Annotated in this window: 35 protein-coding genes and 1 tRNA gene; 5 read left to right on the top strand and 31 right to left on the bottom strand. The window is 70.4% G+C overall.

The annotated features are described in order from the left end of the window. Positions 1 to 64: 64 nt before the first annotated feature. On the top strand, positions 65 to 238 hold the full coding sequence (locus ACQPZP_RS14720) for a hypothetical protein (RefSeq protein ID WP_433478170.1): 174 nt from the start codon (positions 65 to 67) through the stop codon (positions 236 to 238). A gap of 583 nt (positions 239 to 821) precedes the next feature. Here the strand turns inward: ACQPZP_RS14720 and ACQPZP_RS14715 are convergent. Next, positions 822 to 894: transfer RNA gene (locus ACQPZP_RS14715), tRNA-Asn, on the bottom strand. Positions 895 to 1,034: 140 nt separating this feature from the next. Between ACQPZP_RS14715 and ACQPZP_RS14710 the strand changes: the two genes are divergently transcribed. Beyond that, positions 1,035 to 1,313 carry a YtxH domain-containing protein gene (locus ACQPZP_RS14710; protein ID WP_433478169.1) on the top strand — a complete coding sequence of 93 codons (279 nt, stop codon included), beginning with the start codon at positions 1,035 to 1,037 and terminating at the stop codon, positions 1,311 to 1,313. Here the strand turns inward: ACQPZP_RS14710 and ACQPZP_RS14705 are convergent. The 10 genes from ACQPZP_RS14705 to ACQPZP_RS14660 form a co-directional block, all read right to left on the bottom strand. Then, positions 1,310 to 1,804, bottom strand: a complete 495-nt coding sequence (locus ACQPZP_RS14705; RefSeq protein WP_433478168.1) for a hypothetical protein — start codon at positions 1,802 to 1,804, stop codon at positions 1,310 to 1,312. The two genes, ACQPZP_RS14710 and ACQPZP_RS14705, sit on opposite strands and share 4 nt — an antisense overlap. A gap of 18 nt (positions 1,805 to 1,822) precedes the next feature. Continuing rightward, the gene (locus tag ACQPZP_RS14700) at positions 1,823 to 3,142 is read right to left on the bottom strand and encodes an amylo-alpha-1,6-glucosidase (protein ID WP_433478167.1); all 1,320 of its coding nucleotides are present in this window, start codon (positions 3,140 to 3,142) and stop codon (positions 1,823 to 1,825) included. A 126-nt stretch (positions 3,143 to 3,268) separates the two neighbouring features. Further along, positions 3,269 to 4,075: an HAD family hydrolase gene (locus tag ACQPZP_RS14695; RefSeq protein ID WP_433478166.1), complete on the bottom strand. Its 807-nt coding sequence runs from the start codon at positions 4,073 to 4,075 to the stop codon at positions 3,269 to 3,271. Further along, positions 4,072 to 5,184 carry a cysteine protease StiP family protein gene (locus ACQPZP_RS14690; protein ID WP_433478165.1) on the bottom strand — a complete coding sequence of 371 codons (1,113 nt, stop codon included), beginning with the start codon at positions 5,182 to 5,184 and terminating at the stop codon, positions 4,072 to 4,074. The genes ACQPZP_RS14695 and ACQPZP_RS14690 overlap by 4 nt, the downstream gene beginning before the upstream one ends. Then, the gene (locus ACQPZP_RS14685; protein WP_433478164.1) at positions 5,181 to 6,533 is read right to left on the bottom strand and encodes a phosphoribosyltransferase family protein; all 1,353 of its coding nucleotides are present in this window, start codon (positions 6,531 to 6,533) and stop codon (positions 5,181 to 5,183) included. The genes ACQPZP_RS14690 and ACQPZP_RS14685 overlap by 4 nt, the downstream gene beginning before the upstream one ends. After that, positions 6,530 to 7,687 carry an HpcH/HpaI aldolase/citrate lyase family protein gene (locus ACQPZP_RS14680; protein ID WP_433478163.1) on the bottom strand — a complete coding sequence of 386 codons (1,158 nt, stop codon included), beginning with the start codon at positions 7,685 to 7,687 and terminating at the stop codon, positions 6,530 to 6,532. The genes ACQPZP_RS14685 and ACQPZP_RS14680 overlap by 4 nt, the downstream gene beginning before the upstream one ends. Before the next feature lie 24 nt (positions 7,688 to 7,711). Next, entirely contained in the window at positions 7,712 to 8,290 is a 579-nt protein-coding gene (locus tag ACQPZP_RS14675; protein ID WP_433478162.1) for a TerD family protein, read from the bottom strand. A 53-nt stretch (positions 8,291 to 8,343) separates the two neighbouring features. Beyond that, a complete protein-coding gene (locus ACQPZP_RS14670; RefSeq protein ID WP_433478161.1) occupies positions 8,344 to 9,474 on the bottom strand; it encodes a DUF475 domain-containing protein in 1,131 nt (376 codons plus the stop codon). 60 nt (positions 9,475 to 9,534) lie between these two features. Continuing rightward, positions 9,535 to 10,113, bottom strand: a complete 579-nt coding sequence (locus ACQPZP_RS14665; RefSeq protein WP_433478160.1) for a TerD family protein — start codon at positions 10,111 to 10,113, stop codon at positions 9,535 to 9,537. Positions 10,114 to 10,144: 31 nt separating this feature from the next. Next, positions 10,145 to 10,720: a TerD family protein gene (locus tag ACQPZP_RS14660; protein ID WP_433478159.1), complete on the bottom strand. Its 576-nt coding sequence runs from the start codon at positions 10,718 to 10,720 to the stop codon at positions 10,145 to 10,147. Between the two features lie 219 nt (positions 10,721 to 10,939). On the opposite strand from ACQPZP_RS14660, the gene ACQPZP_RS14655 reads away from it, so the two are divergent. Then, positions 10,940 to 12,190, top strand: a complete 1,251-nt coding sequence (locus tag ACQPZP_RS14655) for a molecular chaperone DnaJ (RefSeq protein WP_433478158.1) — start codon at positions 10,940 to 10,942, stop codon at positions 12,188 to 12,190. A gap of 13 nt (positions 12,191 to 12,203) precedes the next feature. Here ACQPZP_RS14655 and efeB read toward each other — a convergent pair whose 3' ends face one another. The 20 genes from efeB to ACQPZP_RS14555 form a co-directional block, all read right to left on the bottom strand. After that, positions 12,204 to 13,436: an iron uptake transporter deferrochelatase/peroxidase subunit gene (gene efeB / locus ACQPZP_RS14650; RefSeq protein WP_433478157.1), complete on the bottom strand. Its 1,233-nt coding sequence runs from the start codon at positions 13,434 to 13,436 to the stop codon at positions 12,204 to 12,206. Between the two features lie 26 nt (positions 13,437 to 13,462). Further along, positions 13,463 to 14,593 carry an iron uptake system protein EfeO gene (gene efeO / locus ACQPZP_RS14645; RefSeq protein ID WP_433478156.1) on the bottom strand — a complete coding sequence of 377 codons (1,131 nt, stop codon included), beginning with the start codon at positions 14,591 to 14,593 and terminating at the stop codon, positions 13,463 to 13,465. Positions 14,594 to 14,703: 110 nt separating this feature from the next. Continuing rightward, the gene (locus tag ACQPZP_RS14640; protein WP_433478155.1) at positions 14,704 to 15,168 is read right to left on the bottom strand and encodes a YbjQ family protein; all 465 of its coding nucleotides are present in this window, start codon (positions 15,166 to 15,168) and stop codon (positions 14,704 to 14,706) included. Positions 15,169 to 15,386: 218 nt separating this feature from the next. After that, a complete protein-coding gene (locus ACQPZP_RS14635) occupies positions 15,387 to 16,310 on the bottom strand; it encodes a hypothetical protein (RefSeq protein WP_433478154.1) in 924 nt (307 codons plus the stop codon). After that, complete coding sequence (locus ACQPZP_RS14630; protein WP_433478153.1) at positions 16,307 to 16,645, bottom strand: hypothetical protein; 339 nt, start codon at positions 16,643 to 16,645, stop codon at positions 16,307 to 16,309. The genes ACQPZP_RS14635 and ACQPZP_RS14630 overlap by 4 nt, the downstream gene beginning before the upstream one ends. After that, on the bottom strand, positions 16,645 to 17,079 hold the full coding sequence (locus ACQPZP_RS14625; protein WP_433478152.1) for a hypothetical protein: 435 nt from the start codon (positions 17,077 to 17,079) through the stop codon (positions 16,645 to 16,647). Before ACQPZP_RS14625 ends, ACQPZP_RS14630 begins: the two co-directional genes overlap by 1 nt. Before the next feature lies 1 nt (position 17,080). Beyond that, positions 17,081 to 17,818 carry a hypothetical protein gene (locus ACQPZP_RS14620; RefSeq protein ID WP_433478151.1) on the bottom strand — a complete coding sequence of 246 codons (738 nt, stop codon included), beginning with the start codon at positions 17,816 to 17,818 and terminating at the stop codon, positions 17,081 to 17,083. Between the two features lie 7 nt (positions 17,819 to 17,825). Next, complete coding sequence (locus tag ACQPZP_RS14615; RefSeq protein ID WP_433478150.1) at positions 17,826 to 18,191, bottom strand: hypothetical protein; 366 nt, start codon at positions 18,189 to 18,191, stop codon at positions 17,826 to 17,828. Positions 18,192 to 18,197: 6 nt separating this feature from the next. Then, positions 18,198 to 19,004 (bottom strand): fibronectin type III domain-containing protein, encoded by an 807-nt coding sequence (locus ACQPZP_RS14610; protein WP_433478149.1) that lies wholly within the window; start codon positions 19,002 to 19,004, stop codon positions 18,198 to 18,200. Continuing rightward, a complete protein-coding gene (locus ACQPZP_RS14605; RefSeq protein ID WP_433478148.1) occupies positions 19,004 to 19,852 on the bottom strand; it encodes a hypothetical protein in 849 nt (282 codons plus the stop codon). The genes ACQPZP_RS14610 and ACQPZP_RS14605 overlap by 1 nt, the downstream gene beginning before the upstream one ends. Before the next feature lie 2 nt (positions 19,853 to 19,854). Next, positions 19,855 to 20,010 carry a hypothetical protein gene (locus ACQPZP_RS14600; protein ID WP_433478147.1) on the bottom strand — a complete coding sequence of 52 codons (156 nt, stop codon included), beginning with the start codon at positions 20,008 to 20,010 and terminating at the stop codon, positions 19,855 to 19,857. Positions 20,011 to 20,014: 4 nt separating this feature from the next. Further along, entirely contained in the window at positions 20,015 to 20,269 is a 255-nt protein-coding gene (locus tag ACQPZP_RS14595) for a hypothetical protein (protein WP_433478146.1), read from the bottom strand. Between the two features lies 1 nt (position 20,270). Beyond that, positions 20,271 to 20,903, bottom strand: a complete 633-nt coding sequence (locus tag ACQPZP_RS14590) for an NlpC/P60 family protein (RefSeq protein WP_433478145.1) — start codon at positions 20,901 to 20,903, stop codon at positions 20,271 to 20,273. 89 nt (positions 20,904 to 20,992) lie between these two features. Continuing rightward, entirely contained in the window at positions 20,993 to 21,199 is a 207-nt protein-coding gene (locus tag ACQPZP_RS14585; RefSeq protein WP_433478144.1) for a hypothetical protein, read from the bottom strand. Between the two features lies 1 nt (position 21,200). Then, complete coding sequence (locus ACQPZP_RS14580) at positions 21,201 to 22,385, bottom strand: hypothetical protein (protein WP_433478143.1); 1,185 nt, start codon at positions 22,383 to 22,385, stop codon at positions 21,201 to 21,203. Then, the gene (locus tag ACQPZP_RS14575) at positions 22,382 to 22,744 is read right to left on the bottom strand and encodes a hypothetical protein (RefSeq protein WP_433478142.1); all 363 of its coding nucleotides are present in this window, start codon (positions 22,742 to 22,744) and stop codon (positions 22,382 to 22,384) included. The genes ACQPZP_RS14580 and ACQPZP_RS14575 overlap by 4 nt, the downstream gene beginning before the upstream one ends. A 32-nt stretch (positions 22,745 to 22,776) precedes the next feature. Further along, complete coding sequence (locus ACQPZP_RS14570; RefSeq protein ID WP_433478141.1) at positions 22,777 to 23,508, bottom strand: hypothetical protein; 732 nt, start codon at positions 23,506 to 23,508, stop codon at positions 22,777 to 22,779. A gap of 3 nt (positions 23,509 to 23,511) precedes the next feature. Then, on the bottom strand, positions 23,512 to 23,712 hold the full coding sequence (locus ACQPZP_RS14565) for a hypothetical protein (RefSeq protein WP_433478140.1): 201 nt from the start codon (positions 23,710 to 23,712) through the stop codon (positions 23,512 to 23,514). Next, positions 23,712 to 24,335 carry a hypothetical protein gene (locus ACQPZP_RS14560; protein WP_433478139.1) on the bottom strand — a complete coding sequence of 208 codons (624 nt, stop codon included), beginning with the start codon at positions 24,333 to 24,335 and terminating at the stop codon, positions 23,712 to 23,714. The genes ACQPZP_RS14565 and ACQPZP_RS14560 overlap by 1 nt, the downstream gene beginning before the upstream one ends. Beyond that, complete coding sequence (locus ACQPZP_RS14555) at positions 24,335 to 24,469, bottom strand: hypothetical protein (protein ID WP_433478138.1); 135 nt, start codon at positions 24,467 to 24,469, stop codon at positions 24,335 to 24,337. Before ACQPZP_RS14555 ends, ACQPZP_RS14560 begins: the two co-directional genes overlap by 1 nt. 48 nt (positions 24,470 to 24,517) lie before the next feature. Between ACQPZP_RS14555 and ACQPZP_RS14550 the strand changes: the two genes are divergently transcribed. Together ACQPZP_RS14550 and ACQPZP_RS14545 are read left to right on the top strand one after the other, a co-directional pair. Next, positions 24,518 to 24,868 carry a hypothetical protein gene (locus tag ACQPZP_RS14550; RefSeq protein WP_433478137.1) on the top strand — a complete coding sequence of 117 codons (351 nt, stop codon included), beginning with the start codon at positions 24,518 to 24,520 and terminating at the stop codon, positions 24,866 to 24,868. Beyond that, on the top strand, positions 24,865 to 25,302 hold the full coding sequence (locus ACQPZP_RS14545; RefSeq protein WP_433478136.1) for a hypothetical protein: 438 nt from the start codon (positions 24,865 to 24,867) through the stop codon (positions 25,300 to 25,302). The genes ACQPZP_RS14550 and ACQPZP_RS14545 overlap by 4 nt, the downstream gene beginning before the upstream one ends. Positions 25,303 to 25,416: the final 114 nt, after the last annotated feature.

Raw genomic sequence — 25,416 nt, 5'->3', positions numbered from 1 at the left:
CCCGCCCCCGTGTCCACCGACCGGTGGATAGTACTGCCCTCCACGTCACAGGATCATCGTGACCATGAACAAGAGCCCCGTCCGGCAGGCCCTCTTCGTCCTCACCATCGTGTACGGCCTCGCCATCGCACTCCTCGCAGTCCTCGACGTGGACGCCCTCGGCGTCGTCGCCGCCGCGGGCGCGGTCCTCATCGGCCTCGGCTGGGGCTTCTCCGGCAGGTTCACCCGCCAGAACTGACCAGGCCCGAATCGGCTCGCTCCTCACCGAGGGCCCGGCCCCATCGCCGGGCCCTCTTCACGCCGTTGAGCCCACGAGGAACATCGCGCCGCCCCAGCGGCTCAGCCAATGGGCATCTCATGCCGCCTCACGGCTGTTAATGACCCCATGTGGCCTTCGATGCCCTCAGACGTGTGGCCCCCAGAGCCACCCTGAAGGCAGGGTTCGTCGTCCGCCCAATTCCACCCCGCCGCACGCACCGACCGTCCTGGAACCGATAAAGGCATAAATCACGATCTGTACGATCGGCATCTGACCTGCCTGACGCTCCGACCACCCCCGCAAGCAACTACGGCCGATGATCATGCAAAGGTGCCGAAGCGATGGACGCATTTTTCGTGATGAGTAGGCGACTGGCTCCCCTCCCCGGGAAGCACGAAGGGCCCCTGCCCACGATCGGAGCGGAGCCTGCCCCTGAGCGGCAACCGGGAGGGGGCGTGGGGGCGGAGCCCCCACATCGGGGGTCCGGGGGTCGCCCCCCGGGTAGACACTGCGGGCCCCGGCGAAAGCGAGCGAAGCTCGCTGAGCAGGCGAAGCCGCCTCGCTCCCGCGATTGGACTCGAACCAATAACCTGCCGGTTAACAGCCGGCTGCTCTGCCGATTGAGCTACGCGGGATCGTGCGTCCGGTGGGGTCGTGGCCCCTGCCGGCGGGTCTAGGTTAGCGCATGTCCGGGGCTGTTCGCGCACCGTTATGGGTGGGGGCGGCGCTGGCGGGTATGGGGGTGTCACGATTCCGCCGTCAGTGGGAGTTGGACATGAAGACCCGCATGATGTTCATGGCAGGCGCCGCGATCGGCTACGTCTTCGGGACGCGGGCCGGGCGTGAGCGGTACGAGCAGATGAAGCGGTTGTCGAAGCAGGTGTCGGAGAACCCGAACGTGCAGGAGGCCGCGGGGATGCTGCGGTCGAAGGGCGAGGAGTTCGCCGGGGCGGCGCGCGGCAAGGCCGGGCAGTTGAAGGAGCGGGTGCCGGAGCAGATGCCGGGGCGGCACAAGGTGTCGGACGAGGAGCAGCCGCCGGTGTATCCCGGTTAGAGGCCGGTCTGGCGGCGCAGGTCCTCAAGGACCTGCTCGGCCTGGGCGCGCAGGCCCGGGTCGGTGGGGTCGAGCCCGGCGTCGAAGACGAACGTCCAGCGCACGTCGCCCCCCGCGGCGGGGCGCCGGCCGGCGATGCGGACCTTTCCGCCGCCGGGTAGCACCGCCTGGTGGGTGACGGCGATGGTGGCGGTGACGCGTTCCCGGACTGTCTCCGGCACGGAGCCCGGGTCGGTGAGGCGCACGTGGTGCTCGGTGCCCCCGGAGGTCTCCTTGACGTGCAGCCAGCCGTCCTTCCAGGTGGCGTGGTCGACGCGTTCCCAGGGGACGCGGGCGAAGCCGCCGGACGGGGTCGGGACGTGCAGCGCGGTGACGGTGGCGACGACGTGGGAGCCGCCGCGGGTGGGGGCCGCGGCGAGGACGCGCTCGCCGCGTTCCAGCGCGAGCGTGCCGCGGACCGCGGCGGGCAGGGGGCCCCGGAGTAGGCGCATGGCCTCAACGGTAGGCGATCAGGCGGCCTGCGGGGCGCGCCGGGCCCCGAGGAGGTCGAGGACGAGGGCGGCCGACCAGGCGTAGTCGTGGCTGCCGCGTCCGGTGCCGTCGAACGGGTCGAAGAACTCGCGGAAGCCGGACTGGCGGACGAGCCGCATGGTGGAGCCGTAGAGCAGGTCGGCGACGACGGGGAGCCCGTGGCCGAGGGCGCCGTACCAGACGAGCCAGTTCGTGCTGATCCAGGTGGGGCCGCGCCAGTATCCGCCGCGGTCGAAGGCGGGCGCCTGGATGTCGCAGGTGGGGACGGGGTAGCCGGCGGCGCCGGCGAACCGGGCGGACAGCAGCAGGTCGACGAGGCTGCGGACGATCGGGGCGGGCAGTTCGGGGTCCAGGAGCGGGCCGAACGCGCCGACGGTGATGACGGGGAGCAGCCGGTCGTCGCGCAGGTCGCGGGCGCGGAAGCAGCCGGTCTCGGGGTCCCAGAGCCGGTCGAGCATGGCCTGGTGGACGCGCTCGGCGCGTTCGCGGTGCGGGACGGGGTCGGCGCCGACGATCCGGGCGATGTCGGCGAGGGCGTGGGTGGACGCCAGGTATGTGGCGTTGACGAGGGGATCCTCGACGGCGAAGGGGTGCGTGTCGCGGAAGTAGCCGGGCCGGTAGCCCGCCTCCCGCATGAGCGCGACGAGCCGCACGTAGCGGTCGTAGTCCTCGCCGTTCGGCAGCGTGTGGGGGCGGAGGCCGGGCGCGTAGGAGGACGGCGGGAGCTGCAGGGCGCCGAGGGGGCGGTCCCAGGCGGGGCTGTTGTCGAGGCCGGACTCCCACGGGTGGCAGATGGCGACGAGGCCGCCGGCGCCGAGGTCGCGGCAGCGGGCGAGGTAGCGGTGCTGGGCGGCCAGCATCGGGTACAGGCGGGCGAGGAAGGCCCGGCTGCCCTCGCCGTCGGCGGCGCATTCGTGCAGGCGGAGGGCCGTGAGCGCGTGCAGCGGCGGCTGGGTGAGGCCGGAGGTGTGGACGCCGCGCGGCGCGTCCGGCTGCCGTTCGCTGCACCACAGTTCCGGGCCGGGGAAGAAGGCGTGCCGGTCGAGGCTCGTGTTGAACACGATGTGGGGAAGCATCCCGTCCGCCCACTGGCCGCGGAACAGGGAGAGGAGTTCGGCCTCGGCGCGGTCGCGGCGGTGGCGGGCGAGCCCCATGCTGATGAAGGCCGAGTCCCAGCTCCACTGGTGCGGGTAGAGGCCTGGCGACGCGGCGGTGGCGGTCCCGGTCCAGTTCGCGTCGAGCACCCGCGCCGCGGCCTTCCACAGCGCGGTCTCGTCGCCGGTCAGACGGGAGCTCATGTGGTCCAGGTGACCTCCTCCTGAGCGAGAGAAGGGTTCACCGTGATTGTCGCCTCAGATGGCGGCCACGGCGACCCCTGGAGCGGCGTCGGTTCTCAACCGACGACTACCTTGGTTAGTGATTATTTACGGTGCGGCCGCGCGTTCCAAGAGCCAATGGGCGATCTCCTCGCCGGCGGCGATGCCGCGTGCGGCGGTGACGGCGGTGTCCGGGGACGTCCAGCCGGTGTCGTGCAGTTCGCCGTGGGCGGGGCGGATCGACCGGGCGGCGGCTTCGAGGAGCTCGATGTCCAGGAGCGAGTCGCCGGCGGCGAGCATCGTGGACGCGCCGGTGCGGCGGGCGACCTCCTCTGCGGCGGCGGCCTTGGACAGGCAGGCGGGCAGGCAGTACACCTTCCGGCCCTGCAGTGACGTCCGCCAGCCGCGTTCGGCGCACCATCCGGTGAGGTCCTCGACCCACCCGGACGGCAGCGAGGCGCGGTCCACGACCGTGTAGGCGAACAGGCCGGACGCGGTGCGCCGCTTCAGCACGAAGTCGCCGGAGACACGGGTGAGGTGGTCCTGGACGTCCGCGAGCGGCGCGCACCCGTCCGAGACCCGGTTCCGGACGGTCGCCGCCCATTCCGGGTCGTCCTCGCCGTCCACGAGGAGGTGGCCGCCGTTCGCGCAGATGGCGTACGAGGGCGGCTTCTCCAGCAGATGCACGCGCCGGTACTGCTCGGGTGTGCGGGTCGTCGTCGGGACGAACGTGGCCGCCGTCGAGAGGGCTTCCAGCGTGCGCGCGGCCGGCTCGGTCAGGTAGGAGAGCGGCGCGCCCTGGTAGAACTCCACGCACAGCAGGCGCGGCATCGTCTCGTCCGGCCCGTCCAGGCCGAAGGCGGCGGCGGAGTAGATGAGCGTGCGGTCCAGATCGCAGCACACGAGGACGGTCACTGGACGGCCCCCTTGCCGAACCGCGGGTGTATCAACCCCATGCACGCATAGGGGAACCTGCCGGGCTCCACTTCCTGGACGGGCACACCGCGTTCGCCGGCGAGCAGCCTGATGTGCGTCACCTCGGGTCCGGCGTCGGCCCGCACGAGCACCTTCCATGGGACCCGCCGCAGCAGCACCCGCGTGGTCTCCCCGATCCCGGGCTTGACGAGGTTCAGGTCGTCGATCCCTTCCGCCTCGGCGCAGCGCCGGACGGCCTCCCACCCCGACCAGTCGGGCGCGCGGCCGGCCGCGCGGAACCCGGGCAGGTCCTTCGCCACGCGCTCGGCCACGTCCGGGAACCGCGCGCACACGGTGTCGAGGAAAACGGCCGACACGTCGTCCGGGGCCAGTTCGGCATAGAACTTCGCGCCGTGGAAGTCGCCGGGCCCGATCAGGGAGTCGTTCAGGACCGTGCGGCTCACCAGGCCCGACACGGTCGAGTTGAGGCAGGCGGAGGGGATCAGGAAGTCGTCCCGCGTGCCGTAGAGGGACGTGCACCGCCCCGGATCGGCCAGCACCGCCAGATCGGGCGGGAACGGATGCGATGCCAGGGCGGCGGTGAGCTCGCGCGTGATGGCGCCCTTGCCCGTCCAGCCGTCCACGAACATCACGGACGCCGGGTCGTGGCGCCCGGCGAGATATCGCAGCGCCACGGTGTCGATGCCGCGCCCGCGCACGATGCTGACCGCGTAGTGCGGGAGGTCGAGGCCGTGGACGAACCTCGCCCAGCGGCGCATCAGGATCCCGACCGGCGTCCCGGCCCTCGCCAGCGACACCAGGACGGTGCCCGGTCCGCGCTCGGCGAGGATCATCTCGGTGACCAGCCCGGTCGCGTAGGCGAGCCGTTCGGCGGACGCCTCCAGCGCCTCGTGGAACAGCCGCCGGTACTCGGGGCCCGGCTGGTACTCGACCGGAAGCGACTCGGCGTAGTGCGCCCGGCCCGACTGGATCGCCGCCTCACGCTCCTCTGTGGGCGCTTCGAGCCGCACATGGGAGAGGTCCTTGAGCAGCCACGTGACGTCCTCCGCCGGGTAGCTGCCAAAGGACGGCCCGTACAGCGGCTTCACGCACACCTCCCATAGGCGGGGACGGTCGCGACCAGAACCGGCGCAAGCGCGCGCAGCCGTTCCAAGAGCCCGTGAGCGAGGGCCGAGGTGTCGCCGACGTCGTCCACGACGAACACGATCCGATCGAACCCGGGTTGACCGGCTCCAGGAGCGACGTTGTAGGCGTACCGCTCCCCTGGCCCGTCAGAGGGATCGTCATGCGATGGGAAGTCGAGCCGCGTGCGGATCGCATAGCCAGGGTCGTCCACGGCCAGGACGGGTGAACGCGTCGTCGTCGAGTAGCGGACGTCGACGTACGGCAGCGCGTCTGCGAGCGCCTCAGCGAGACGCAGCGGCGCGTACATCAGCTCCTCGAAACCGAGCACGAGGACGCGGGAGGCTCCGTCGAGCCCCGCCGTGAGAACGTCGCCCATCCGCTCCAAGTCCTTCTCCAGCCGCGCCCGGTGCTCGGGCAGGAAGCCGTGGCGCCCCCCATCCGGCAATCCGGCGGGCCATTCCAGCCCGACCCGGGAGACCTCGAACCGTGGGCCGAAGTCCTCCGGCACATCTGAAGGGATTCCGGCGACGAGTTTCTTCCCCGCTTCCAGGATGCCGTCCGGAAGCTCGACATGCCCTCCCGCCAACGCCACCGCGTCAATGCGGGCACCCAGCCGGGCGGCGAGCGCGTCCATGCGGGCCCGATCGGCAGCGTCGCGCAAGTCGACCAGGGCCGCCAGAACGTAATGGCTCCTGGGACGGACGGCATGCAGAGCCTCGATGGTGTTCAGCACCGTCCGGCCGGTGGAGAGCTCGTCGTCCACCAGAACCACCGGGGCATCACGGTCGAACGCGGTCGCGTCGCCAGGCAGCAGCAGATGGCTGGTGGCGTGACTGTGCTCCTCCTCGAACCCGCCATAGGTGACGAATCCTTCAACGGGACGCCTCGTGGAGTGCAGGTAGTAGGCGCCGCCCAGAGCGTCCGCGACCGAATGCCCCAAGGCCGTGGCGGTCTCGGCATAGCCCAGCACGATCGCGTCCACGGGTGCCTGAGGTGCGCGCATGAGATCGCGAAGAGCGGAGGCCGCCCCCGGAACACCATGCAAACCGTCCAGGAGAAGCGAACCGGGATGGGATGGCTCCTCCCCTCGCAGGCACGCGCGCACAAGCTCGCCCAGCAACAATCCCGACCCGTACACAAGCCGCGGATCGGTCGGGACATGCTTGCCCAGCACGGCGGAGACCAGCAGATGCGCCCGCTTCGGGTTGCGGCGCACGGCGAGCCCGACAAGAGCCGAGAGCCCGGCACCGCCGGGGCCGGCGCCGTCGGTGAGGCGTACGCCGAGACGGGACGCGACCCAGGAGCCGGTCACCGGATGTCCGCCGCTTCCAGCAGCTCGACGAACGTGACGCCTTCCGCGGCCACCCCGAACACCCGGGCGCGCAGCATCAGCCGCTGGGCCCACGCCCGGTGCGGCTTGGCCTCGTTCATCTTGTTGGCGTACGAACTGGCCATCGCCCCGCCCCCGGTGACACCGAGGATGTCGGCGGCGTCGCAGTACTCCTCGTGCGTCACCACCGACAGGGCGTGCACGGCCGCCACATGGCTCGGATGGATCACGGTCTTGCCGGTGAGGCCGTTCGCCTTGTCCAGGTGCACCTCGCGGATCAGCCCGTCCAGGTCGGAGGTGATCAGCCGCTGCCGCAGCGGCGCGGCCCGCTGCCGGTCGAACGGCGACTGCCGCAGCTGCGGCTTGAACATCCGCTCCCCCTGCGAGAAGTACTCCCAGACGGGTCCGGTCACGACGTATCCGGTGCCGTCGGCGCGGCCGAGGATGTTGACCACGTCGCAGATGACGCCCGCGACCGGTCCGATGTCGTAGATCGTCAGGTCGGGCGGACGGCGCAGCCCGTAGGCGGCGGACATGTCGGTCGCGCCGAGCCGGACCGCGAGGATCCGCGACCGGTGCTTGGCGAGCAGCCGCGCCACGTCGTACAGCATCTCCGCGCGCGTCTCGGCGTACACCGCCTCCGGGCTCTCGATCACCGGCATCGCCAGGAGCCGGCGCCCGGAGCGGGCGGCCGCGTCCTCCAGCGCGTCCAGGAACGCTCCACCGCCCGTCGCGGTGAACTTCGGCAGCACGAACCCGGTGACCAGCTCGGCGGCGTCGCCGAGCCGGGCGACCAGGTCGGCGATCTGCCGGGGGTCGCGGACCCGGACGAACAGCAGCGGCACGTCCCCGCCGCGCTCGCGCAGCGTCCGCAGCTGCGCGACGAGGTTGGCCTCCCCCGTCCCGACCTCGTCGTCGCCGATCGCGTCCTCCAGGCACACGACCATGCTCATCACGCCCCGCCGCGCGGCCCGCCCGATGTCGGCGGCGAGGCCGGGTCGCGTGGCGGGGCAGTACAGCGTCGCGCCGAGCGCCACCGCCAGCACCGCCGGGTCGTCATGGCGTCCGAACGGGCGCGGATGCCGGTAGAACAGGTGCTTGCGACGCGCGGCGTCGATGTGGTCGAAATGCCGCATGGGCGACCTGTCAGACGTCCCGGATCACAGGTGGGTCGACACGGCCGGCAGCAGGTGCTGGAACGTGCGCCCGGTCGCGGTCGCGCCGATCGCGGTCATCGACCAGCCCTGGCCGTCCCGCGACACCTTGGCCATGATCTGCGCGCTGTGCTGCCCGGCGCCGCTCAGGTCGTAGCGCGCGATCTCCTGGCCGGTGCTCTCGTCCACCAGCCGGCAGAACGCGTTCGCGATCTGGGAGAAGTCCTGGCCGGTGAACGAGTTGACCGTGAACACGAGCTGGGTGACGTTGGCCGGGATGCTCTGCAGGTCGACGTTGATGACCTCGTCGTCGCCCTCCCCCGCGCCGGTCAGGTTGTCGCCGGTGTGCTGGACGGACCCGTCCTTGCTGCGCAGCTGCCGGAACCACACCTGGTCGGAGAGGTTCCCGCCGGCGTCGAACAGCAGGCAGGACGCGTCCAGGTCGATGGACTGCGTCTTGCTCTTGCCGAACATGCCCTTCTTGGCGACGGCGTCCCAGCCGAGGCCCATCTTGACCCGGGTGAGCGTGCCCCCGCCCGGCTTGGCCAGCGAGACCTTCTGCCCCTTCTGCAGCGAGATCGACATCGTCGGCTCCTTTGGTGATCGATGTGTGTCGCGGGGTGGGGGGAATTCGCCGGTCAGACGTTGCTGGAGTGCAGCTGCTTGTCTCCGCCCGACGCCGCGCCCGAGGAGTCCGAGTCCTCGTTCCGGTTGCGGAACACGGAACTGGCGAACGCGGCGATGATCAGGCCGGCGCCGAGCCCGCCGGTGATCCACTCGGGCACGTGGTGGCCGATGCTGACCAGCATGCACACCGCGAGGGCCCCGATCGCCCAGTGCGCGCCGTGCTCCAGGTAGATGTACTCGTGCAGGGTGCCCTTGCGGACCAGGAACACCGTCAGCGACCGGATGTACATGGCGCCGATGCCGAGGCCCAGCGCGATGACGATCGGGTCGGTGCTGATCGCGAACGCGCCGATGACGCCGTCGAAGCTGAACGAGGCGTCCAGCACCTCCAGGTACAGGAAGAGGAAGAACCCCGCCTTGCCGGTGGCCAGCGCCAGCGAGCTCGGACCCGAGCGCCCGCCGCTCTCCCCGGCCTCCCCGGCCTCCCCGCCGTCCTCGTCGTCCTCGTCGTCGTCCTCGCTCGCCTCGGAGAACAGCTCGCCGAGCCCGTTGACCAGGATGTAGGTCACCATGCCGAGCACGCCCGCGATCATGACGTTGCCCGGGTCGTCGGCCGACAGCCACGACACGAACGCCAGCGCGCCGCCCGCGACGACGACCGACAGCTGGTCCAGCTTGCCGATGCGGGCGAGCGGCCGCTCCAGCCACGGCAGCCACTTGTCGGCGCGTTCCTCGAACACGAAGTCCAGGAACAGCATCATCAGGAACATGCCGCCGAACGCCGCGATCATCGGGTACGCGTCGTTCATCAGCTGGTGGTAGCGGTGCGAGTCGTTGAGCGCCAGGTCGAACGCCTCGTAGGGGCTCAGCTTGGCGGTGATCCCGACGATCAGCAGCGGGAACACCAGCCGCATGCCGAACACCGCGATCGCGATGCCGACGGTGAGGAAGATCTTCTGCCAGAAGGCGCTCATCCGGTCGAGCACCTTGGCGTTCACCACGGCGTTGTCGAAGGACAGCGAGATCTCGAGTACGGCCAGCACGGCGACCAGGGCGAGCCCGGTCGGCCCGTCGTAGAGCAGGGCGATGAGCAGGCCGACGACCGTGACGCCGAAGGACCACCCGAAGGTGCGAAGAATCATGCGCGTATTTCTGCTAGAGAGGACGGCCGGGCGGGGCGGCCGGGGTGCGGGGGCCGGCGGTCAGCCGACGTTGACGCCGAAGTCCATCGCGATGCCGGCGAGACCGGAGGCGTACCCCTGGCCGACGGCCCTGAACTTCCATTCGCCGTTGTGCCGGTACAGCTCGCCGAAGACCATGGCCGTCTCGGTGGACGCGTCCTCGGTGAGGTCGAAGCGGGCGAGCTCGTTGTTGTCCGTCCGGTTGACGATCCGGATGTAGGCGTTGCGGACCTGCCCGAAGCTCTGCTGCCGGTTGTCCGCGTCGTAGATCGAGACGGGGAACACGATGCGGTCGCACGGGGCGGGCACCGCGGTGAGGTTGACGTGGATCGACTCGTCGTCGCCCTCGCCCTCACCGGTCAGGTTGTCGCCGGTGTGCTCGACCGAGCCGTCCGGGCTCTTCAGGTTGTTGAAGAACACGAAGTGCTGGTCGGACATGACCTTGCCGGTGCTCGCGAGCATCAGCGCGGACGCGTCCAGGTCGAAGTCGGCGCCGGTGGTGGCGCGGACGTCCCAGCCGAGGGCGACGGTGACAGCGGTGAGGTTGGGGGCGGCCTTGCTCAGTGAAACATTGCCGCCCTTGGCGAGTGAGACTCCCATGTTCGGGCCAGTCCTTTCCTGATGAGCCTGTTCAGATGTTGACGCCGAAGTCGGCCGCGATGCCCGCCAGACCGGACGCGTACCCCTGGCCGACCGCCCTGAACTTCCACTCCGTCCCGCTCCGGTACAGCTCTCCGAAGACCATCGCGGTCTCCATCGAGGCGTCCTCGGACAGGTCGTAGCGCGCCATCTCCGTGCCGTCGGCCTGGTTGAGGACCCGGATGTAGGCGTTGCGGACCTGCCCGAAGTTCTGCCCGCGGCTGTCGGCGTCGTAGATCGACACCGCGAAGGCGACCCGCTCGGCCGTGCCCGGCATCGCGCCGAAGTCGACCTTGAGCTGCTCGTCGTCGCCCTCGCCCGCGCCGGTGGTGTTGTCGCCGCTGTGCTCGACCGCACCGTCCGGCGTGCGCAGGTTGTTGAAGAAGACGAAGTGCTGATCGGTGATGATCTTGCCGGAGGCGTCCAGGACCATCGCGGAGGCGTCGAGGTCGAAGTCCGTTCCGGTGGTGGTGCGCAGGTCCCAGCCGAGACCGACGTTCACCGCGGACAGGCCGGGGGCCTGCTTGGTGAGCGAGACGTTGCCGCCTTTGCTCAGGCTGACGGGCACGATGGGCCTCCCAGATCACATGCCGTATCGGACGCCGTCCCGGCGCCCAGCCTTATCGACGTAGCAGCGATGCTATCCGTTCCATCCTTTATGAAGGGATGACGGCGACCTTTGTGATCGGGTTGCCGCTCGGCGGACGCTCCGCGCTCCGCCGGCACCACCCGTCTCACGCATGCGGGGGGTTTGCGCAAGACTGGGGGCGGACGAAGGGAGGCAGCGTTGCGGGGACCGGGTGACCAGCGCCGCCGGAGCGGCCGCGGGGCACAGGCTGCTGCCGGGGCCGTCGAGGCCAGAGAGGCGGCCGCGGCCGCCTTCTACGACATGGACCAGGCACAGAAGTACATCGACGGGCGCGTCACCGTGTTCGAGGACCTGGACGCCAAGGCCGCCGCGCCCGCGCGGCGGGAGTTCAGCGGGCTCGCCGAGGCCGCCGACGCCGCGTCCGTCGCCTACATCTCCGTCCTGGACGCGCACGACCTCGATGACCGGGACCGGTCACCGGCCGAGTACGACGCCGCCCGGCGCGCGTTCGTCGCGTCCACCGAGCGGCTTCAGCACATCACCCGGAACCTGAACGGCTTCGCCGAGCGGCTCGCGCCGCAGATGGCCCGGCTGGAGTCCGCGCTCGACCAGCTCCCGCCGCGGCTCACCGCCGCCCGCGACGCCGTGGCCGCCGCCGACACCGCCGTGGCCGCGGCGAAGGAGGCCGGGATGGACGCCGCCGAGCCGGAGGCGGAGCTGGAGCGCGCCCGGCAGGTGCTGGCGCAGCTCGGCTCGCAGGGGCTCGGCGGGCTCGGCCTGGACGGCGCCATCCGCAAGGCCGACGAGGTCCGCGAGATCGCCGAGCGGGCGCGTGAGGCCGCCGCGGAGCTGCCGCAGATGGCGCAGAAGGTCCGCAACTCGCTCGCCTCCGCCCGGACGCGGGTGGACGTCGTCGCGAACCGCGCCGGGCCCGTCAGGGAGGCGATGCGGATCCTGGTCCGCGGCTACTCCCAGTCGTGCTGGCAGGACCTGAAGGGCGCGCCCGAGTCCATCGAGGCGGCCGTCACCCGCGCCCGCGAGCGGCTGAACGAGGCGTCCGCGTACGCGGCCCGCACCGAGTGGCGGCAGGCGCAGCAGGCGCTCACCGCGGCGCGCACCGAGCTGAACGCCGCCGACCGCCGCGCCGGCCAGGTCACCGGCCGGGTGGACGAGCTGAAGGCGGTGGCCGAGGACCCGTCCCGGCCGGCCGAGAGCGTCCACTTCGCGGTGCGGGACGCGCAGCGGCTCGCCATGTCGCAGCCGGGCGGGCCCGCGCCCCGGCACGCCCAGGTGCTGGACTCGCTCGTCGAGCGGCTGGAGCGCGCCCCGGACCGGCTCACCGGGGCGCACCCGGACTACTGGGCCTACCTGCAGGAACTGGAGTCCATCAAGACGACCGCCGGCGACGTGGTGGCGCGCATCCGGGCGGAACGCGCGCAGCAGGGCTAGACGAACAGCACGGCTAGGCGAACAGCGTGTCGCCCCAGTGGCCGCCTTCGCGGACGCCGGGCGGGCACGCGTAGACGCCGGATCCGACGTGCTGGATGTACTCGTTCAGCGCGTCGGCGGCCAGCGAGTTCTGGATCTTGATGAACCCGGTGCGCGGGTCGCGCTGGAAGGCGATGAAGAACAGGCCCGCCTCCAGCCGCCCGAGGCCGTCGGACCCGTCGGTGAACGAGTAGCCGCGGCGCAGGATCCGCGCCCCGTGGTTGGAGTCGGGGTGGGCCAGCCGGACGTGGGCGTCCGGCTTCATCTGCGACAGGACGGGCTTGTCGCGCTCCCTCTCCTGCCCGACCGGCGCGCCCTCGCCCTTGTTCCGGCCGAAGATGTCCTCCTGCTCGCGCAGCGACGTCCGGTCCCAGGTCTCGATGTGCATCCGGATGCGCCGCGCGACGAGGTAGGAGCCCCCCTCCATCCAGTCGGCGCCGTCGCCCTTGCCCGCCCACACGTGCCGGTCGAGCAGCGTCTTGTCGGTCTCGGCGATGTTGTCGGTGCCGTCCTTGAACCCGAACAGGTTGCGCGGGGTCTGCGCGCTCGGCGTCGTCGAGGACGTCTTGCCGAAACCCAGCTGGGACCAGCGGACCGCGACCACGCCGAACCCGATGCGGGCCAGGTTCCGGACGGCGTGCACCGCGACCTGCGGGTCGTCCGCGCACGCCTGGACGACGATGTCGCCGCCGCTGCGGTCGGGGTCGAGGCCGTCGCCGGGGAAGTGCGGCAGGTCGACGAGGGCGGGCGGGCGGCGCGCCTTGATGCCGAACCGGTCCTTGCCGTCCTTCTCGAACAGCGTCGGGCCGAACCCGATCGTCAGCGTGAGCCGGGACGGCGGCAGCCCGAGCGCCTCGCCGGTGTCGTCGGGCGGCGCCACCGCCGGCCCGGCGACCGCGCCGTCCCCGACCGGCTTTCCGGCGGTCATGGCGGCGGCCGCGTCCGTCCACTCCTTCAGCATCCGGACGAGCCGGTCGCGGTCGCCGGTCGTCACGTCGAACGCCGCGAAGTGGAGCCGGTCCTGGACGGGCGTGGCGATGCCCGCCTGGTGGGCGCCGCGGAACGCGATCGCCGCGCCCGCGCCGGTGTCCTCGTCGGCGGACGCCACCCGGTCCAGGCCCGCCCCCGCGGCGGCGCCGACGAGCAGGCTCGCACCGGAGAAGCCGAGCATCCTGCGCCGGGACAGCCCCGGCCGTGTCTCCGTCATCTCGCCACCGTCCCCTTCGTCCCGGGTCACTTCGCGACGGCTTCGGCGAGCTTGGAAAGGGGCTCGCCCAGCGCGTTCACGGCGTCGGCCAGTTCCTTGCGGTCGCCCTTGCCGACCTTGTCGTAGGAGACGTAGCCGTCGCCCTTCTCGTGCTTCTTCAGCAGCGCCTCGACGGCGGCGAAGTTCTCGTCGAGGTCCTTCGCGAGCTGCGCGTCCCGCTCCTGGACGACCGGCTTGAGCAGCTCGTAGATCTTCTTGGCGCCGTCCACGTTGGCCTTGAAGTCGACCAGGTCGGTGTGGCTGAACGCCTCCTCCTCGCCGGTGACCTTGCCGGTGGCGACCTCGTCCAGCAGCTCCTTCGCGCCGCCGGCCATGTCGTTGACCGGGTCGAGGGTGAGGCCGGGGAGCCGCGACTTCAGCGACTCCAGGTCCTTCAGCAGCTGGTCGCCGTACTTCTCCTTGCCCTTGACCGAGCCGTCCTTCCAGAGGGCCTTCTCCAGCAGGTGCCAGCCGGACCAGTCCTTCTTCTCCTCCGGCTTGAGGTCGGCCTCGCGGGCGTCGACCTTGGGGTCGATGTCGCCGAACTTCTCCGCGACCGGCTCGATCGTCTCCCAGCCGACGCGGGACGGCGCGTACAGCTCCTTGGCCTTCTCGACGTCGTCGGCCTTGACCGCGTCCACGAACTGCTTCGTCTTGGCGATCGTGTCGTCGAGCCGGACGACGACGAACGCCTTGTAGTCGGCGGCGGCCTTGTCGAGCCGCTGGTCGCCGCCGGCCGCGGCCCCGCTGACCGTGACGTTCTGGGACGGGCCCTTGCCGGTCTGCCCGGCGCTGCACAGCAGCTTGAACCGGCCGGCGGGCAGGTTCACGACGAAGTCGACGCTGGTGCCGGGCCCGATGTTCTCCCGCTCGGCGAGGATCTTGCCGTCCGGCTTGAGGACCTCGAACTCGTTGACCTTCGAGCCCTTGTTGGTGACCTTGAAGGTGGTCTTGCCCGCGGGCAGGTCGGTCTTGGCCACCTCGCAGGAGTCGTCGGTGGCCGTGACCGCGATGCCGCCCGCCGCGTCCGCCTTGTCGCCGTCACCGCCGCACGCCGTCAAAAGGGACATCGACACCGTTGCGGCGCCGGCGAGCGCGAGGACGGACACAGGACGCATCAGGGACTCCAGGGGGCGTGCGATGGTTAGGCTTACCTAAATTAGCGAAAGCTAACCTCACCACGTCAAGTGGCCCCCGCGACAGTGAGTCATCCCACGTCGCGGGCCCCTCAGCGCGGGCGGTCCTGGAGGCCCATCGTGAGGTTGCGGGCGACCATCGGCGGGCCGCCGGCCTGCGGCTCCCCGTACGGGGGCATGTGCCCCTGCTGCGGGGGCTGCTGCTGGTACTGGGGCGCCTGCTCGCGCTGCTGCCCCGCCGGCTCCGCCCAGACGGCCGTCCCGTAGGCGCAGACCTCCAGGGCGCCGCCGACCGCGGCGGTGTCGAACCGCATGCCGACCACCGTGTTCGCGCCCTTGCGGCGCGCCTCCTCGCCGAGCCGGTCCACCGCCTCCCGGCGCGCCGCGGCCAGGCTCACGCCCGGCTGCTCCCCCGTCACCCGGAACGTCGCACTGCTACCGGCCTGCCCGGGGTGCGGAGCCGAGCCCTGATCCGCTTGGACGGCCGTACCGAGGACCTCCCCGAGCACGCTCCTGATCTCGTACCCCGCCACGCCATCAGTCGTCACGATCAGCATGTCCACCACGGTAAATCAACGTTCGGACGAAATGCGACGCAATGCCCAGATGACGGCCGGCGTTGGACGGTCCTCCCGGCCGCGCGGCGGCGCCGCCGGGAGGACGCCCGTCAGTCCAGGTACTCGCGGACTATGAACGTCCGAACGCTGTGCATCACCGCTTACTAGCAGGCCGCCGGAAAGCGTTGTTGGGCTGAATATCCTTGACTGAACGGGCCCTACGTCTCGTAGCTGCCGCTGATGATCAGCCCGTCGCCCGTCGCCCACGTGAACGGCGACGTCGACGACGTCCCGAAGCTGCCGCTGGTGTTGAGGACGCGGAAGATGCCCGACCCGGCCGTCAGCCACGCCGTGCCCGGAAGCCGGTTGCTGGCGGAGGAGTCGGCGAGCACCGCCGAGGCCGCCTGGGGGCTGATCGGCGCGACGGGCAGTGAGAACCCCCACGCCCCCGACCCGAAGTTCGTCGTCGACCCGAACACGTAGCTGATCCGGAAGAACACCGTCGACCCGCACACCCGGTACGCCGCGTCGACCGTCCCGTTGCCGAGCGACGGGTTGGTCGTGCTCGCCGTCCAGGTCGGCGTGAAGCTCGTCCAGGCCCCCAGGTTCAGGTCGCCGGTGACGTCCACGCTCCCGTCGAACAGCGAATCGCCCGTGACGAAGAACGACCCGGTGACGTTCACCGTCGTGTCGGTGGGCGACGACCCCTTGCCCATGTCGATGGAGTTGGCGCGCAGCGAGATCGCGTTCTGGTCGAGCTCACCCGGCCCCAGCATGAAGATCTCGGCGGCCGGCTCAACACTGCCCTGGGCGGCAGGCGACCGGATCGTCAGCGCGGGAATGTCGGTCCCGACGTTGCCGGGGTCGACGTCGGCGGTGAGGACCGCCGGGTCCCACGTCTGCCCGACGACGTCCTGCGGGTTCAGCAGCACGTCGGCGTGGCCGCCTTGGGCGACCGCCCGCACGTACGACCCGTCGGTTCCGGTCACGTCCAGTTCCCCCCGTACCACCACGTCGTTGAACTCCGCATCCCCGTCGCGCTCGATCCGCCACCCGGTCACCCCGGTCTGGAACCCCTCCGACTGCATCGCCTGCCGGACGAGGGTGTCGTTGCCGCCGATGATCGGGTTCTGGAAGCTCACTGTGTCTCCTCGTCGCCGCTCCACGTCGCCGTGGCGATCGCTCCGACGTCGCCGCCGGTCCAGGCGACGGTGAGGTACTCGCCGTTCTCGAGCTGCTCGTCGAGGCCGTCGTCGGCGTCGAACGACCCGACGAACGTCCCGGAGATGAATGAGGCGTCACCGACCCCGCCGCGGTACACCTTGGCGAGCGGGACGAGCGTCGCCGTCGACGTCTGGACGGTGATCCGGCGGATGATCCACCGGACGCCGTGCCGGCTCGGCCCGAGCCGGACCGTGCCCGCGCCGGAGGCGTTCAGCGTGACCCGGGCCGAGTCGTGCAGCTGCCGGGTGGGCATCAGTCCGCCCACTGCTCGGCGACGTACTGGACGTCGACGGTGCCCGTGCCGGCCTTGACGTAGAGCGCTTCGCAGTGCCGGAGCTCCAGCACCTGCGGGAGCGCGGTCGCGTCGTTCTTCACCGCGACGAGCTTGGCCGCGGTGCCGGCCGTGACCTCGTCGTCGCGGGTGCCGACGTAGAACAGCGCGGCCGACGAGGCGTACCCCCACAGCATGACCCGGCCGCGGCGGGGGTCGCGGCCGAGGATCTGTGTCGCCGCCGTCCCCACCGTGACGTTGTGCATCACGCAGGTGCGGGCCGGGAGCGGGTGCACCTGGACGGGGCCGACCACGTCGACGTCGAGCGCGGGAACCTCGGGGTCCTGCTGCTGCAGCTCGTCCAGGTCGGGCGTCACGTCGGCCGGACCCCCCGCATGCATCTGGTCAGTGTCCATGTCACTTCCCCTTCACTGCGCTCGTCGCGAGCTTGGTCACCTTGCCGCCCGGGACGACCGCCCGGACGACCTGCCCGCCGATCTCCATGACCTGCTTGTTGAACGCGATGCGCAGGCCGAGCCCGAACAGCAGCGTCCCGCCGATCACCTCGGCGACGCGGATCCACGACTGCGGGTCGGCGATCCACCCGCCGACCCGGTTGGCGAAGTCGACGATCGCCTTGGCGAACCCTGCGATCGCACCGGCCGCGTCCATGGCGCCCTGCAGCGGCGCCAGCGGGTTCGGGACGTCGATGCCCTCGACCCCGCCCGACCCCGCCATGGACTGCAGCGTCTCCCCGGCCTGCTGCCGCCGCTGAACCTCGGCGTAGGCCTTGGCGCCCTCGGCGAGCTTGGTCTTCCAGGAGCCGGTCAGGTTCGACACGCCGTACGCCTGCCACGGGTTGCACTGCCCGACCCGGCCCGTCGTGCACCACCCGCCGGCCGCCGCCCAGATCTCGTGCGCGATGGTCGCGTTGACGACCGGGTCCTTCAGCTTCGCCAGCCCGCCATGCCGGGCGATCTTGTCGGCGTGCGCCGTCCGGTGGACCTGCCACAGGCCCGTGCAGCACGAGTTCTCCGACCCGGTGTTGTACGACGACTCACCGCGCGCGACGGCGACGGCGGTCGGCACCTGCGAGGCGGGGAACCCGCCCAGCAGTGCCGCCGCCGCCACCTGGTACGGCTTCAGCGTCGCCACAGCGGCCTCAGAACGACGGGGCCATGGCGGCGCCCTCGGCGTCGACCATTTCCGGCTCTCCGCCGAACTGAGGGACGAGGCCGGACAGCTCGGGGACGACCTGGTCGGCGTGCCGGTACCACCACGACAGGGCGATCGTCATCCCGCCGCCGACGATGAACACGTTCATGTCCTTGGCGATCAGCGCGATACCGGCGACCGCGACGGCGCTCGTCCAGGTCGCCATCTTGTTCGCCGAGTCGACATCGGGGTGGTTCTCGGCCGAGGTGCGCACGTCCGCGACGGACGGCAGCGCCAGGTTGTAGACGCCGTACACCAGCGCGCCCGTGGCGAGCGCGACCGGGATCGAGACGTCAGGCTTCAGGACGCTCATGGTTCCTCACTTCTTCGTTCGCACGGTGACGCGCGCGGCCGGCCCGCGCTCGTGGTCGTCCTTGCCGACGCTGATCACGTCGAACGTGTAGCTCGTGTTCGGCCGCAGGCCCTGCGCGGTGTACTTCGAATACCGGACGGTCTGGTGCCGGGCGCCGTTCTTGTACACCGTGTAGCCCTCGGCCCGCGCCGCGGGCGGCCAGTCCAGGGTGATCGAGGTCTTCGCGACCGCCGTCGCCTTCAGGGTCTTGACCTGGTCGGGGGGCGCGTCGGTCGGGGTGTTCCCGGTCCCGTTGTTCCCCGACGGCGCCGACGGGCACACGATGATGGAGAAGCTGCCCTGCGGGGGCGTGCCGAGCGCGGCGACGGCTTGGCGGACAAGGTCGGCCTGCGTCGCCGTCACGCACTCCTTCAGCAGGTACCGGGACACGGCCAGGCTGGCGGCCTGCGCCTCGACGCCGATGTTCTCCAGCTGCTCGATCGAGCGCTGCGTCCACTCGCTGTTGGTGACCGGGTCCGGCGTCTGCGTCGTCGTGGTCACCCCGTACGACGGCGTCGTGTAGGACGGGTAGGGGTAGGCGCCGCCGTTGTAGGAGTCGTCCGCCGCGTAGTCCGTGGCGTACGCCGGGTAGACCGTCTCCGACTCCCCCGTGGTGTCGTTGACGGTCGGCGTCGACTCCTCGGCGATAGCGGCCTTGTTGTTGGAGTACCGCCAGTAGGCCACGCCCGCGATGCCGACGACCGCGACACCGCCGGCGACCGCCCACTTGGTCGGCACCGACCCGACGCCGGGGATCTTCACGGTGCCTGCCATCAGAAGCCCCCCACGAACTGGTTGCCGGTGTCGTCGGTGAAGTCGGTCCGGTCGTCCTCGTCCCAGGGCCGCGGCTCACGCCGCACACCCGGGCGGGCGGTGCCGACCCGCAGCGACCCGAACGAGGCGAACGGCGAGGTGTACGGCCCGGGCAGGCCGGGCGCCTCGACACCGACCTCGGCCGTGTTGACGTGCAGCTCACGCTTGGTGTGCGACAGGCCGCGGCGCCGCATCGGCCGTTCGGTCCACCGGGAGATCTCCCAGCCCTGCCGGACGTAGTTGCCGGTGTCCGGGCCCTCCTCGGTGCCGGGGTTGTTCACCGCGAGCGAGTTGCGGCCCCGCAGCGCGCGCAGCGACTGCCCCGTCAGCGGCCCGCCGGTGCCCATCGGCGTCTGCGGGAGCGACTGAAGCCGCACCGTCTCGATGCGGTCCATGAACCCGCGGGCGACCTTCGTGGCCATCTGGGACGGGAACACGCGCTTTTGCGCGCTGTGAGCCGCACCCGAGATGCGCCGCAGCCGGTCGTTGTCCGGCGTGCCCCACGGGATCGTCGGCGCGTCGTGCTGAGCGAGCGACGCCTCGACGGGCGCGTACCCGTTGTAGTCGGCCGTCTCGGTGTCGGCGTCCCCGTAGTTGGGAGGCTGCCGGGACACATCGAACATGTCCTCGATGAACGGCGGAACCTCCAGCCGGTGCACGGGCGCCGGCTCGGGGAACCCGGGCGGCCCCGGGGTCCGGTCGTCGTGATCGGAGTCCGCGCCGACACCCCAGTTCCGCGCATTGCCGCGCGCGTCCGGCCGGTACCCGATGTACCGCGCGGACGTCTTGAACGAACCGGAGATCGCCATGGCTACTGCCGCTTCGTGGCCATGGCGGTGGCCAGGCCGCCGCGGAACAGGCCGGACACGGCATTGATGACCTGGACGGTCTGCCGCTTGGGCAGGATGAGCGTGGTGACGAGGCCGATCATGATGACCCCGCCGACGAACTTCTGGGCAACAGGCATGTGATCACTTCCAGTACTTCAGGAGGGTCTCGGCAGGGCTCGGGACCTTCGGGTCGACTCGAGTCAGGCACACGGTGACGAGCGCGATGTAGGCGACCCCGACCGCCAGCCCCTCATGCACCCGCTCGGCCAGGGACAGCAGGATCGCCGCCAGGCCGGTACCGACGGGGATGCGGATATCGACGTCACCGGAGTTGATCAGCTTGTTCGTGAACGTGATCCCGCCGACGGCGAGAATCGGGCCGGTCGTCTTGGCCACGTCACACCTCCCCGACCGGGGCCGAGCTCGACGAGGCGCCCCGCACCCGGCGGACGGTGTACTTCGAGCTGTAGGAGGACACCTTCACCGGCCCGCACGCCGTGCACGCCGCGTTCCACATCCGGTTGCCGTCGATCGCGATGCCCATGTGGGTCGTGGTGACGAGCAGGTCGCCCGGCTGCCGCTGGGAGAACGGGACCGTCACCGCACCCTTCCAGGCCAGGAACCCCAGGGTCGTCATGGACCCCTTCAGCAGGCCGAGCCGGTTCAGCACGCACGAGGCGTAGCCGCTGCAGTCGAAGCACTTCGCCGAGCACGGGGACGAGGTGTGCCCACCGCCCCAGCAGTACCGCGACCGGCCGGCGGGGGACCCGGCCACCTGCTGCGCCATGGCCAGCACCGACCCGCCGCCCGACCCGATCGTCTGCAGGCCCGGCCCGCCGACCGTCCCCGACGAGCCGGAGAACGTGACCGGCTGAAACGCCGGCTTGGGGTTCGCCTCCGGGGCCTTGCCCATCACCAACTGCTTGAACGCCTCGATCGGGGACACGTTCCGGAAACCGGCCCAGGTCAGGACGAGACCGGCGGCGGCGATACCGACGCCGACGCCGTTGATGTCCTTCCCCAGTGCCATCTACCCGGCCCGCTTCTCCTGGATCACGCGCAGCAGCCACGGAGCCACGAAGTAGCCCAGCAGCGCCCCGACGACGATGTTGATCACGGTCAGAGCTTCTTCAGCACCAGCGGCACCACGACGGCGCCGATCGCCAGCCACACCAGCGACTTCATGTCGGGACGCAGGATCTCCGGCATCTTGTCCATCTCCTTCTTGATCGGTTCGGCTACCTCGGCGACCGCGTCGCCGAGCCCGGGGACCTGGCCGTTCAGCCACTCCTGCCGGGCCCGGCATCCACAGTCGTCGGAGGCCATGTCAGGCGGTGATCGCCGCGTCGTCCATGCGGGCGGGGGCGATGTAGTTGGCGAGCACGACGAAGTTGGACGCGGCACCGAAGGTGCCGCGGAACTCCAGCCGGGACCCGTCGGAGGTGGCCAGGTAGCCGCGGCGGGTCTCCGCCCCGGGGACGAGGCCGAAGTCGTCGGTGAACGGCAGGGGGTAGACGCTGTAGTCCCGGCCGCCGCCGCCCGTGGCCGCCACGACGTCGGAGGTCGCGACCGGGACCTTCAGGTTCCAGTAGCGGAAGATCCGGTCACGCCACTGGGTGCGCAGCCGGTCGAACAGGATGTTCGCCTCGAACTGGATCGACGCCGGGTCCGGGAAGTTGCCATCGGAGGTGCTCGACCGCAGGTCGCCGGTCGTCCGGTTGATGAAGACCAGGTTCCGCAGCAGGTAGCCCATGCCCTGCTGCACCTGGATCCGCGCGTCACCGGCGTTCACCTGGTAGACGCCCTTCGTCCAGTACTGCGTCGTCTGCGACGCGGGCGGCGACTGCTGCAGCGGCCGGCCCTTCAGGTCCTGGGCGTCGGGCTCCCACCAGTTCTCGGGGACCATGCGCAGGCGGCACGACATGGCCTCGGTCGGCGCCGTCGCGAACACGGTGGCGATCGCGGCCATCCGGACCTTGATCCGGAACTTGTTCGTGCCGCTCTTGTTCGGCAGAGCGCCGAGCGTGTCCCGGGCGACGATCTCGACGGGGATCCGCAGCACGAAGTTGATGTTGATGTCGTTCGCGCCCGTGTCGGCCGCGTACTCCGGGGACTCCTTCGGGTCCTGGCCGAAGCTGTAGCCGCCGTACTTGTTGACCAGGTACAGGTCGTACCCGCCGAACGGGCCGACGATCGGCTTGCCGTTGGTGTCCTCCAGGACGACCGTGTCGAGGATGTTGAACGGCGCGTCCAGCTGGTTCGCGGCGTAGGCCGCGGTCGCCGCCGAGTTCGTCGAGAACGCGTCGAACTGGAGGTAGACGCCACGGAGGTAGCCCTGCGCGGGCAGCTCGAACACCGGGTAGTCCTGGGTGCTCGACGTCTGCGTCAGGGTCTGGTCGTAGTTGGTCTCTTCGTGGCTCTGGACACCGACCCGGAACGGGCGCGGCGGAACGGCCGGCGCCTGCTTGGCCGGCGCCTTGCCCCGCGCGGGGGCCTGCATCGGAGTCGTCATCTGCTCCCCTTCATGAATCCCCGGAACGCTTCGAGGGTGTAAGGCATGATCGGCTGGCGCCGGTCGTCGGGATCGGACAGCCGGAGACCGGCGTCATAGCACTTCCGGTGGAAGGCCAGAAACCGCTCGGCGTGTTCGGGCGGCATGTTGTCGCGCGGGATCTGAACGTACGCGCACAGGGTCTCGTGCAGCTGATGGCGAATGGCGTCCGCGCGCGTGTCATAGACGGCGTTGTCGCTGCCGCCATCCGACAGCCGAATGGCGCACCACCGGCCCGCCTGCCCCGCCACGATGTGCATGGTGACGATGTCCGAGCAGCGCTTAGCCGCGTCGGAGTAGGGCATCGTCTGTACGCTCACGCTCATATGGTACGGCTCCTTACCAGTTCATGTCACGCTTCGACAATGGCGTACGTCGGGCCGTCCCGGTGGATGTACAGCCACTCGTATTTGGCGAGTCCGGCGACCGTGGACTCGACGAGTTTCGCGTCGATGCCCCCGATTTCCCCGAACCGTTTCCGGTTCCTTTCATCAGGGTCCCGGCCGAGAAACGTGTGCGTCGGCGAGTTGTACATGAACGACGGCACCGTTCCCTGCTGCGTTCCGCTGGGTTTCTGCGTCGCGCTCCACAGGCCCGAGCCCATTCCCGCACCCTGCGTCCAGTGCTGCGTGAGTTCCTCGTTCAGGTTCAGCACGGCGCACAGGTGGTAGATCTCGTCCGCGACCGTGACCGTGTTGCCCTTCCAGAACAGGTCACGCAGCGCCGGACGGAAAGCCCGCGCCAGGTGCGCGTTATTGACCGACGTCTCGACGTTCTTCAGATGCCGCGGCCAGTACCCGTAACCGTAGGGGACTTCACGCGTCCACTTCTTTTTCGGCGGCCAGCGGTGAATCTCCTCCCACTGCAGCATGTCCAGCCCTTTGACGACCGTCGGGTCCTGAGGCTTGGCGATCAGCATCGTCGGCGGAATCGTGCACCACGACGTGTCAGTGAACCGCAGCAGGTCGAACATCATCGTCGTCTTCCCGTTCTGGGTAGGCGCGATAAGGCTCACGTGCTCCCCGGCCCGGTAGTCCCAGTAATCCTCAAGGAAGGCGTCACGGGGAATGCGCTCGATCTGCATCGGTCACCACTTCCTGCGGTCGACCTTGACCCTCGTCACGTCGCCGTCGAGGAAGCCACGGATCCGCTCGGCGAGGTTCCCCGCGTTCGCGCACTCGGTGTGGAAGTCCTCCATGCTGTAGCGCGGGCCCTCGACAGTGACCTCGATGTATTCCGCGCCCTGCTCGACCGGCCTTTCGCACGCGTCACAGAACCGCTGAATCATCAGACTTCCCCCTGCTCTGCCATTCCGCGAACGGTGTCGTGGGCGAGCTGGGCGAGCGCGGCCGGCTCCTGGACGCCGAGCGGCGCCAGGCGCTCGCCGGGGAGCACGCCGTGGTTGGCGAGCAGCTGCAGGACGAGCGGGGCCGTGGTCATCACGACGGCGCCGTACGCGCTGCCGGTCGTCAGCCACTCGATGCCCTTGGCGACCTGGGCGTTCTCGGCCGCGAGGTCGTTCCACGCCTTCACGAGTCCCGGGCCGTGCACCTGGATCGCCCCGGCGTCGGCCGGCGCGAACGCTGCCGTCGCACCCCAGAGCGTTTGCACGAGGCCGGTCAGGTCGGCCGTGTAGTCCTTCTTCGCCTGCGCGCCCTTCGGTGACTGCACGCGCGGCTTGGTCGCCTCGTCCTTCTTTGGCCGGCCCGCGGCCTTCTTCGGCGTCCCGTCCGCCTTGTAGCCGTACGGGGCCGGGTCCTTCTTCGGCGGGCTCGGCGCCTTCTCGGTGGGCTTGGAGTCGGCCGCCGCAGCGAGACCGGCCTGCAGCTTCGCGAAGTCGGCTTCCTCGTTGCCGATCGGCGGAACGTCGGTGACCGGAGTTCCGTCGCCGGTGGTCAGTCCTTCAGCCATCAGTTCCCCTTCGAAACGGCGACGGCGAGCGCCACCACGGCGACCGCCAGGGCCACGACCGAAATCACGGCGGCCGTCGAGACGGTGCGCTTCGCGTCGTCGACGGCGGCCTGTGCTTTCTTCAGTCCGAGCATAAGCGGAGTCTATACTCCGGAAAGAAGGCTTTCCAGATAGGAGGGGCTATGCCAAAGGGACCGGGTTCACCGCTACGGCCGAGGAAGCACCCGCTCACCGATGACCACATTCAGGCGTCCGTCGCACGCGGCATGGACCCCGTGACCGGCCATTACGCGGAACTGATCTACGGCGGGTGCGAGACCCACGACCGCGCCCTGGAGATCAAAAGGTCGCTGTACCGGTGCGCGAAGTTCCTCGGCTACTCGATGAAGGCGGACATCGAGTCGACCGCCGAGGGCTACCAGGTGCGTTTCCGTGCGATCGACAAGGCCAGGGCCCGCGCGCACATCGCCGCCGAGTACAAGCGCACCGGACAGATTGCTTACAACCCCTACGCCAAGGGAGCGGCGAAGTGACCGAGGGACAGCACAGCCACGACGAGCTGCGCAGCGAGATCGACGCGCTGAAGACCCAGCTCGAACAGAACGCGCAGCAGGGGGACGCCGTGACGCAGGAAGCCACCACCGCCGCCGTCAACGCGCAGCAGGCCGCCGAGGTGGCCGTCACGGAAGCCGCGGTGACCCGGGCCGACCTGGAGTCGCTGAGGGACGAGCTGAAGGCCGCTATCGCCGAAGTCCGGACCGCGCCGGCACCAGGGGCGTCCACGGACACGGACACCCCTGCCGAGGGTCCCCAGGATGTGGGTACCCCTGCCGCTCCCGCAGACCTTCCCGACCCGCCCGCCGGCGAGGTTCTCGACGAGGGCGCCCCGCAGGAGGCCCCGGCCGTCGAGGAGAAGGACACCAAGAACCGTCCGCCCCGCAAGCGCAAGTCCGCTTGGTGGGGATAACCGGTCCGGCTTTCACCGTTCTGAGCAGGACCTTTCACCCGGCGGCCCAACTTGGGGCCAGCAACTTGCCCGACGCCGGGACATGACCTATCACGCGCGTGCGCGCGAGGGAGA

It is taken from the genome of Spirillospora sp. CA-142024, assembly GCF_050942325.1.
Taxonomy (GTDB): Bacteria; Actinomycetota; Actinomycetes; order Streptosporangiales; family Streptosporangiaceae; genus Spirillospora.
The sequence above is the reverse complement of the archived record's forward strand: the minus strand, read 5'-3'. Positions and strand labels throughout refer to the sequence as shown.

What these genes read in the sequence shown, in the direction of transcription:
- ACQPZP_RS14710 (WP_433478169.1), top strand. Translation starts at nt 1,035, where the DNA reads ATGAAGACCCGCATGATGTTCATGGCAGGCGCCGCGATCGGCTACGTC.
- ACQPZP_RS14615 (WP_433478150.1), bottom strand. Translation starts at nt 18,191, where the DNA reads ATGAGCGTCCTGAAGCCTGACGTCTCGATCCCGGTCGCGCTCGCCACG.
- ACQPZP_RS14675 (WP_433478162.1), bottom strand. Translation starts at nt 8,290, where the DNA reads ATGTCGATCTCGCTGCAGAAGGGGCAGAAGGTCTCGCTGGCCAAGCCG.
- efeB (WP_433478157.1), bottom strand. Translation starts at nt 13,436, where the DNA reads ATGACGGAGACACGGCCGGGGCTGTCCCGGCGCAGGATGCTCGGCTTC.
- ACQPZP_RS14590 (WP_433478145.1), bottom strand. Translation starts at nt 20,903, where the DNA reads ATGGCACTGGGGAAGGACATCAACGGCGTCGGCGTCGGTATCGCCGCC.
- ACQPZP_RS14560 (WP_433478139.1), bottom strand. Translation starts at nt 24,335, where the DNA reads ATGGCTGAAGGACTGACCACCGGCGACGGAACTCCGGTCACCGACGTT.
- ACQPZP_RS14570 (WP_433478141.1), bottom strand. Translation starts at nt 23,508, where the DNA reads ATGCAGATCGAGCGCATTCCCCGTGACGCCTTCCTTGAGGATTACTGG.
- ACQPZP_RS14705 (WP_433478168.1), bottom strand. Translation starts at nt 1,804, where the DNA reads ATGCGCCTACTCCGGGGCCCCCTGCCCGCCGCGGTCCGCGGCACGCTC.
- ACQPZP_RS14550 (WP_433478137.1), top strand. Translation starts at nt 24,518, where the DNA reads ATGCCAAAGGGACCGGGTTCACCGCTACGGCCGAGGAAGCACCCGCTC.
- ACQPZP_RS14625 (WP_433478152.1), bottom strand. Translation starts at nt 17,079, where the DNA reads ATGGACACTGACCAGATGCATGCGGGGGGTCCGGCCGACGTGACGCCC.
- efeO (WP_433478156.1), bottom strand. Translation starts at nt 14,593, where the DNA reads ATGCGTCCTGTGTCCGTCCTCGCGCTCGCCGGCGCCGCAACGGTGTCG.
- ACQPZP_RS14605 (WP_433478148.1), bottom strand. Translation starts at nt 19,852, where the DNA reads ATGGCGATCTCCGGTTCGTTCAAGACGTCCGCGCGGTACATCGGGTAC.
- ACQPZP_RS14610 (WP_433478149.1), bottom strand. Translation starts at nt 19,004, where the DNA reads ATGGCAGGCACCGTGAAGATCCCCGGCGTCGGGTCGGTGCCGACCAAG.
- ACQPZP_RS14670 (WP_433478161.1), bottom strand. Translation starts at nt 9,474, where the DNA reads ATGATTCTTCGCACCTTCGGGTGGTCCTTCGGCGTCACGGTCGTCGGC.
- ACQPZP_RS14585 (WP_433478144.1), bottom strand. Translation starts at nt 21,199, where the DNA reads ATGGCCTCCGACGACTGTGGATGCCGGGCCCGGCAGGAGTGGCTGAAC.
- ACQPZP_RS14700 (WP_433478167.1), bottom strand. Translation starts at nt 3,142, where the DNA reads ATGAGCTCCCGTCTGACCGGCGACGAGACCGCGCTGTGGAAGGCCGCG.
- ACQPZP_RS14720 (WP_433478170.1), top strand. Translation starts at nt 65, where the DNA reads ATGAACAAGAGCCCCGTCCGGCAGGCCCTCTTCGTCCTCACCATCGTG.
- ACQPZP_RS14640 (WP_433478155.1), bottom strand. Translation starts at nt 15,168, where the DNA reads ATGCTGATCGTGACGACTGATGGCGTGGCGGGGTACGAGATCAGGAGC.
- ACQPZP_RS14665 (WP_433478160.1), bottom strand. Translation starts at nt 10,113, where the DNA reads ATGGGAGTCTCACTCGCCAAGGGCGGCAATGTTTCACTGAGCAAGGCC.
- ACQPZP_RS14630 (WP_433478153.1), bottom strand. Translation starts at nt 16,645, where the DNA reads ATGCCCACCCGGCAGCTGCACGACTCGGCCCGGGTCACGCTGAACGCC.
- ACQPZP_RS14600 (WP_433478147.1), bottom strand. Translation starts at nt 20,010, where the DNA reads ATGCCTGTTGCCCAGAAGTTCGTCGGCGGGGTCATCATGATCGGCCTC.
- ACQPZP_RS14555 (WP_433478138.1), bottom strand. Translation starts at nt 24,469, where the DNA reads ATGCTCGGACTGAAGAAAGCACAGGCCGCCGTCGACGACGCGAAGCGC.
- ACQPZP_RS14680 (WP_433478163.1), bottom strand. Translation starts at nt 7,687, where the DNA reads ATGCGGCATTTCGACCACATCGACGCCGCGCGTCGCAAGCACCTGTTC.
- ACQPZP_RS14580 (WP_433478143.1), bottom strand. Translation starts at nt 22,385, where the DNA reads ATGACGACTCCGATGCAGGCCCCCGCGCGGGGCAAGGCGCCGGCCAAG.
- ACQPZP_RS14565 (WP_433478140.1), bottom strand. Translation starts at nt 23,712, where the DNA reads ATGATTCAGCGGTTCTGTGACGCGTGCGAAAGGCCGGTCGAGCAGGGC.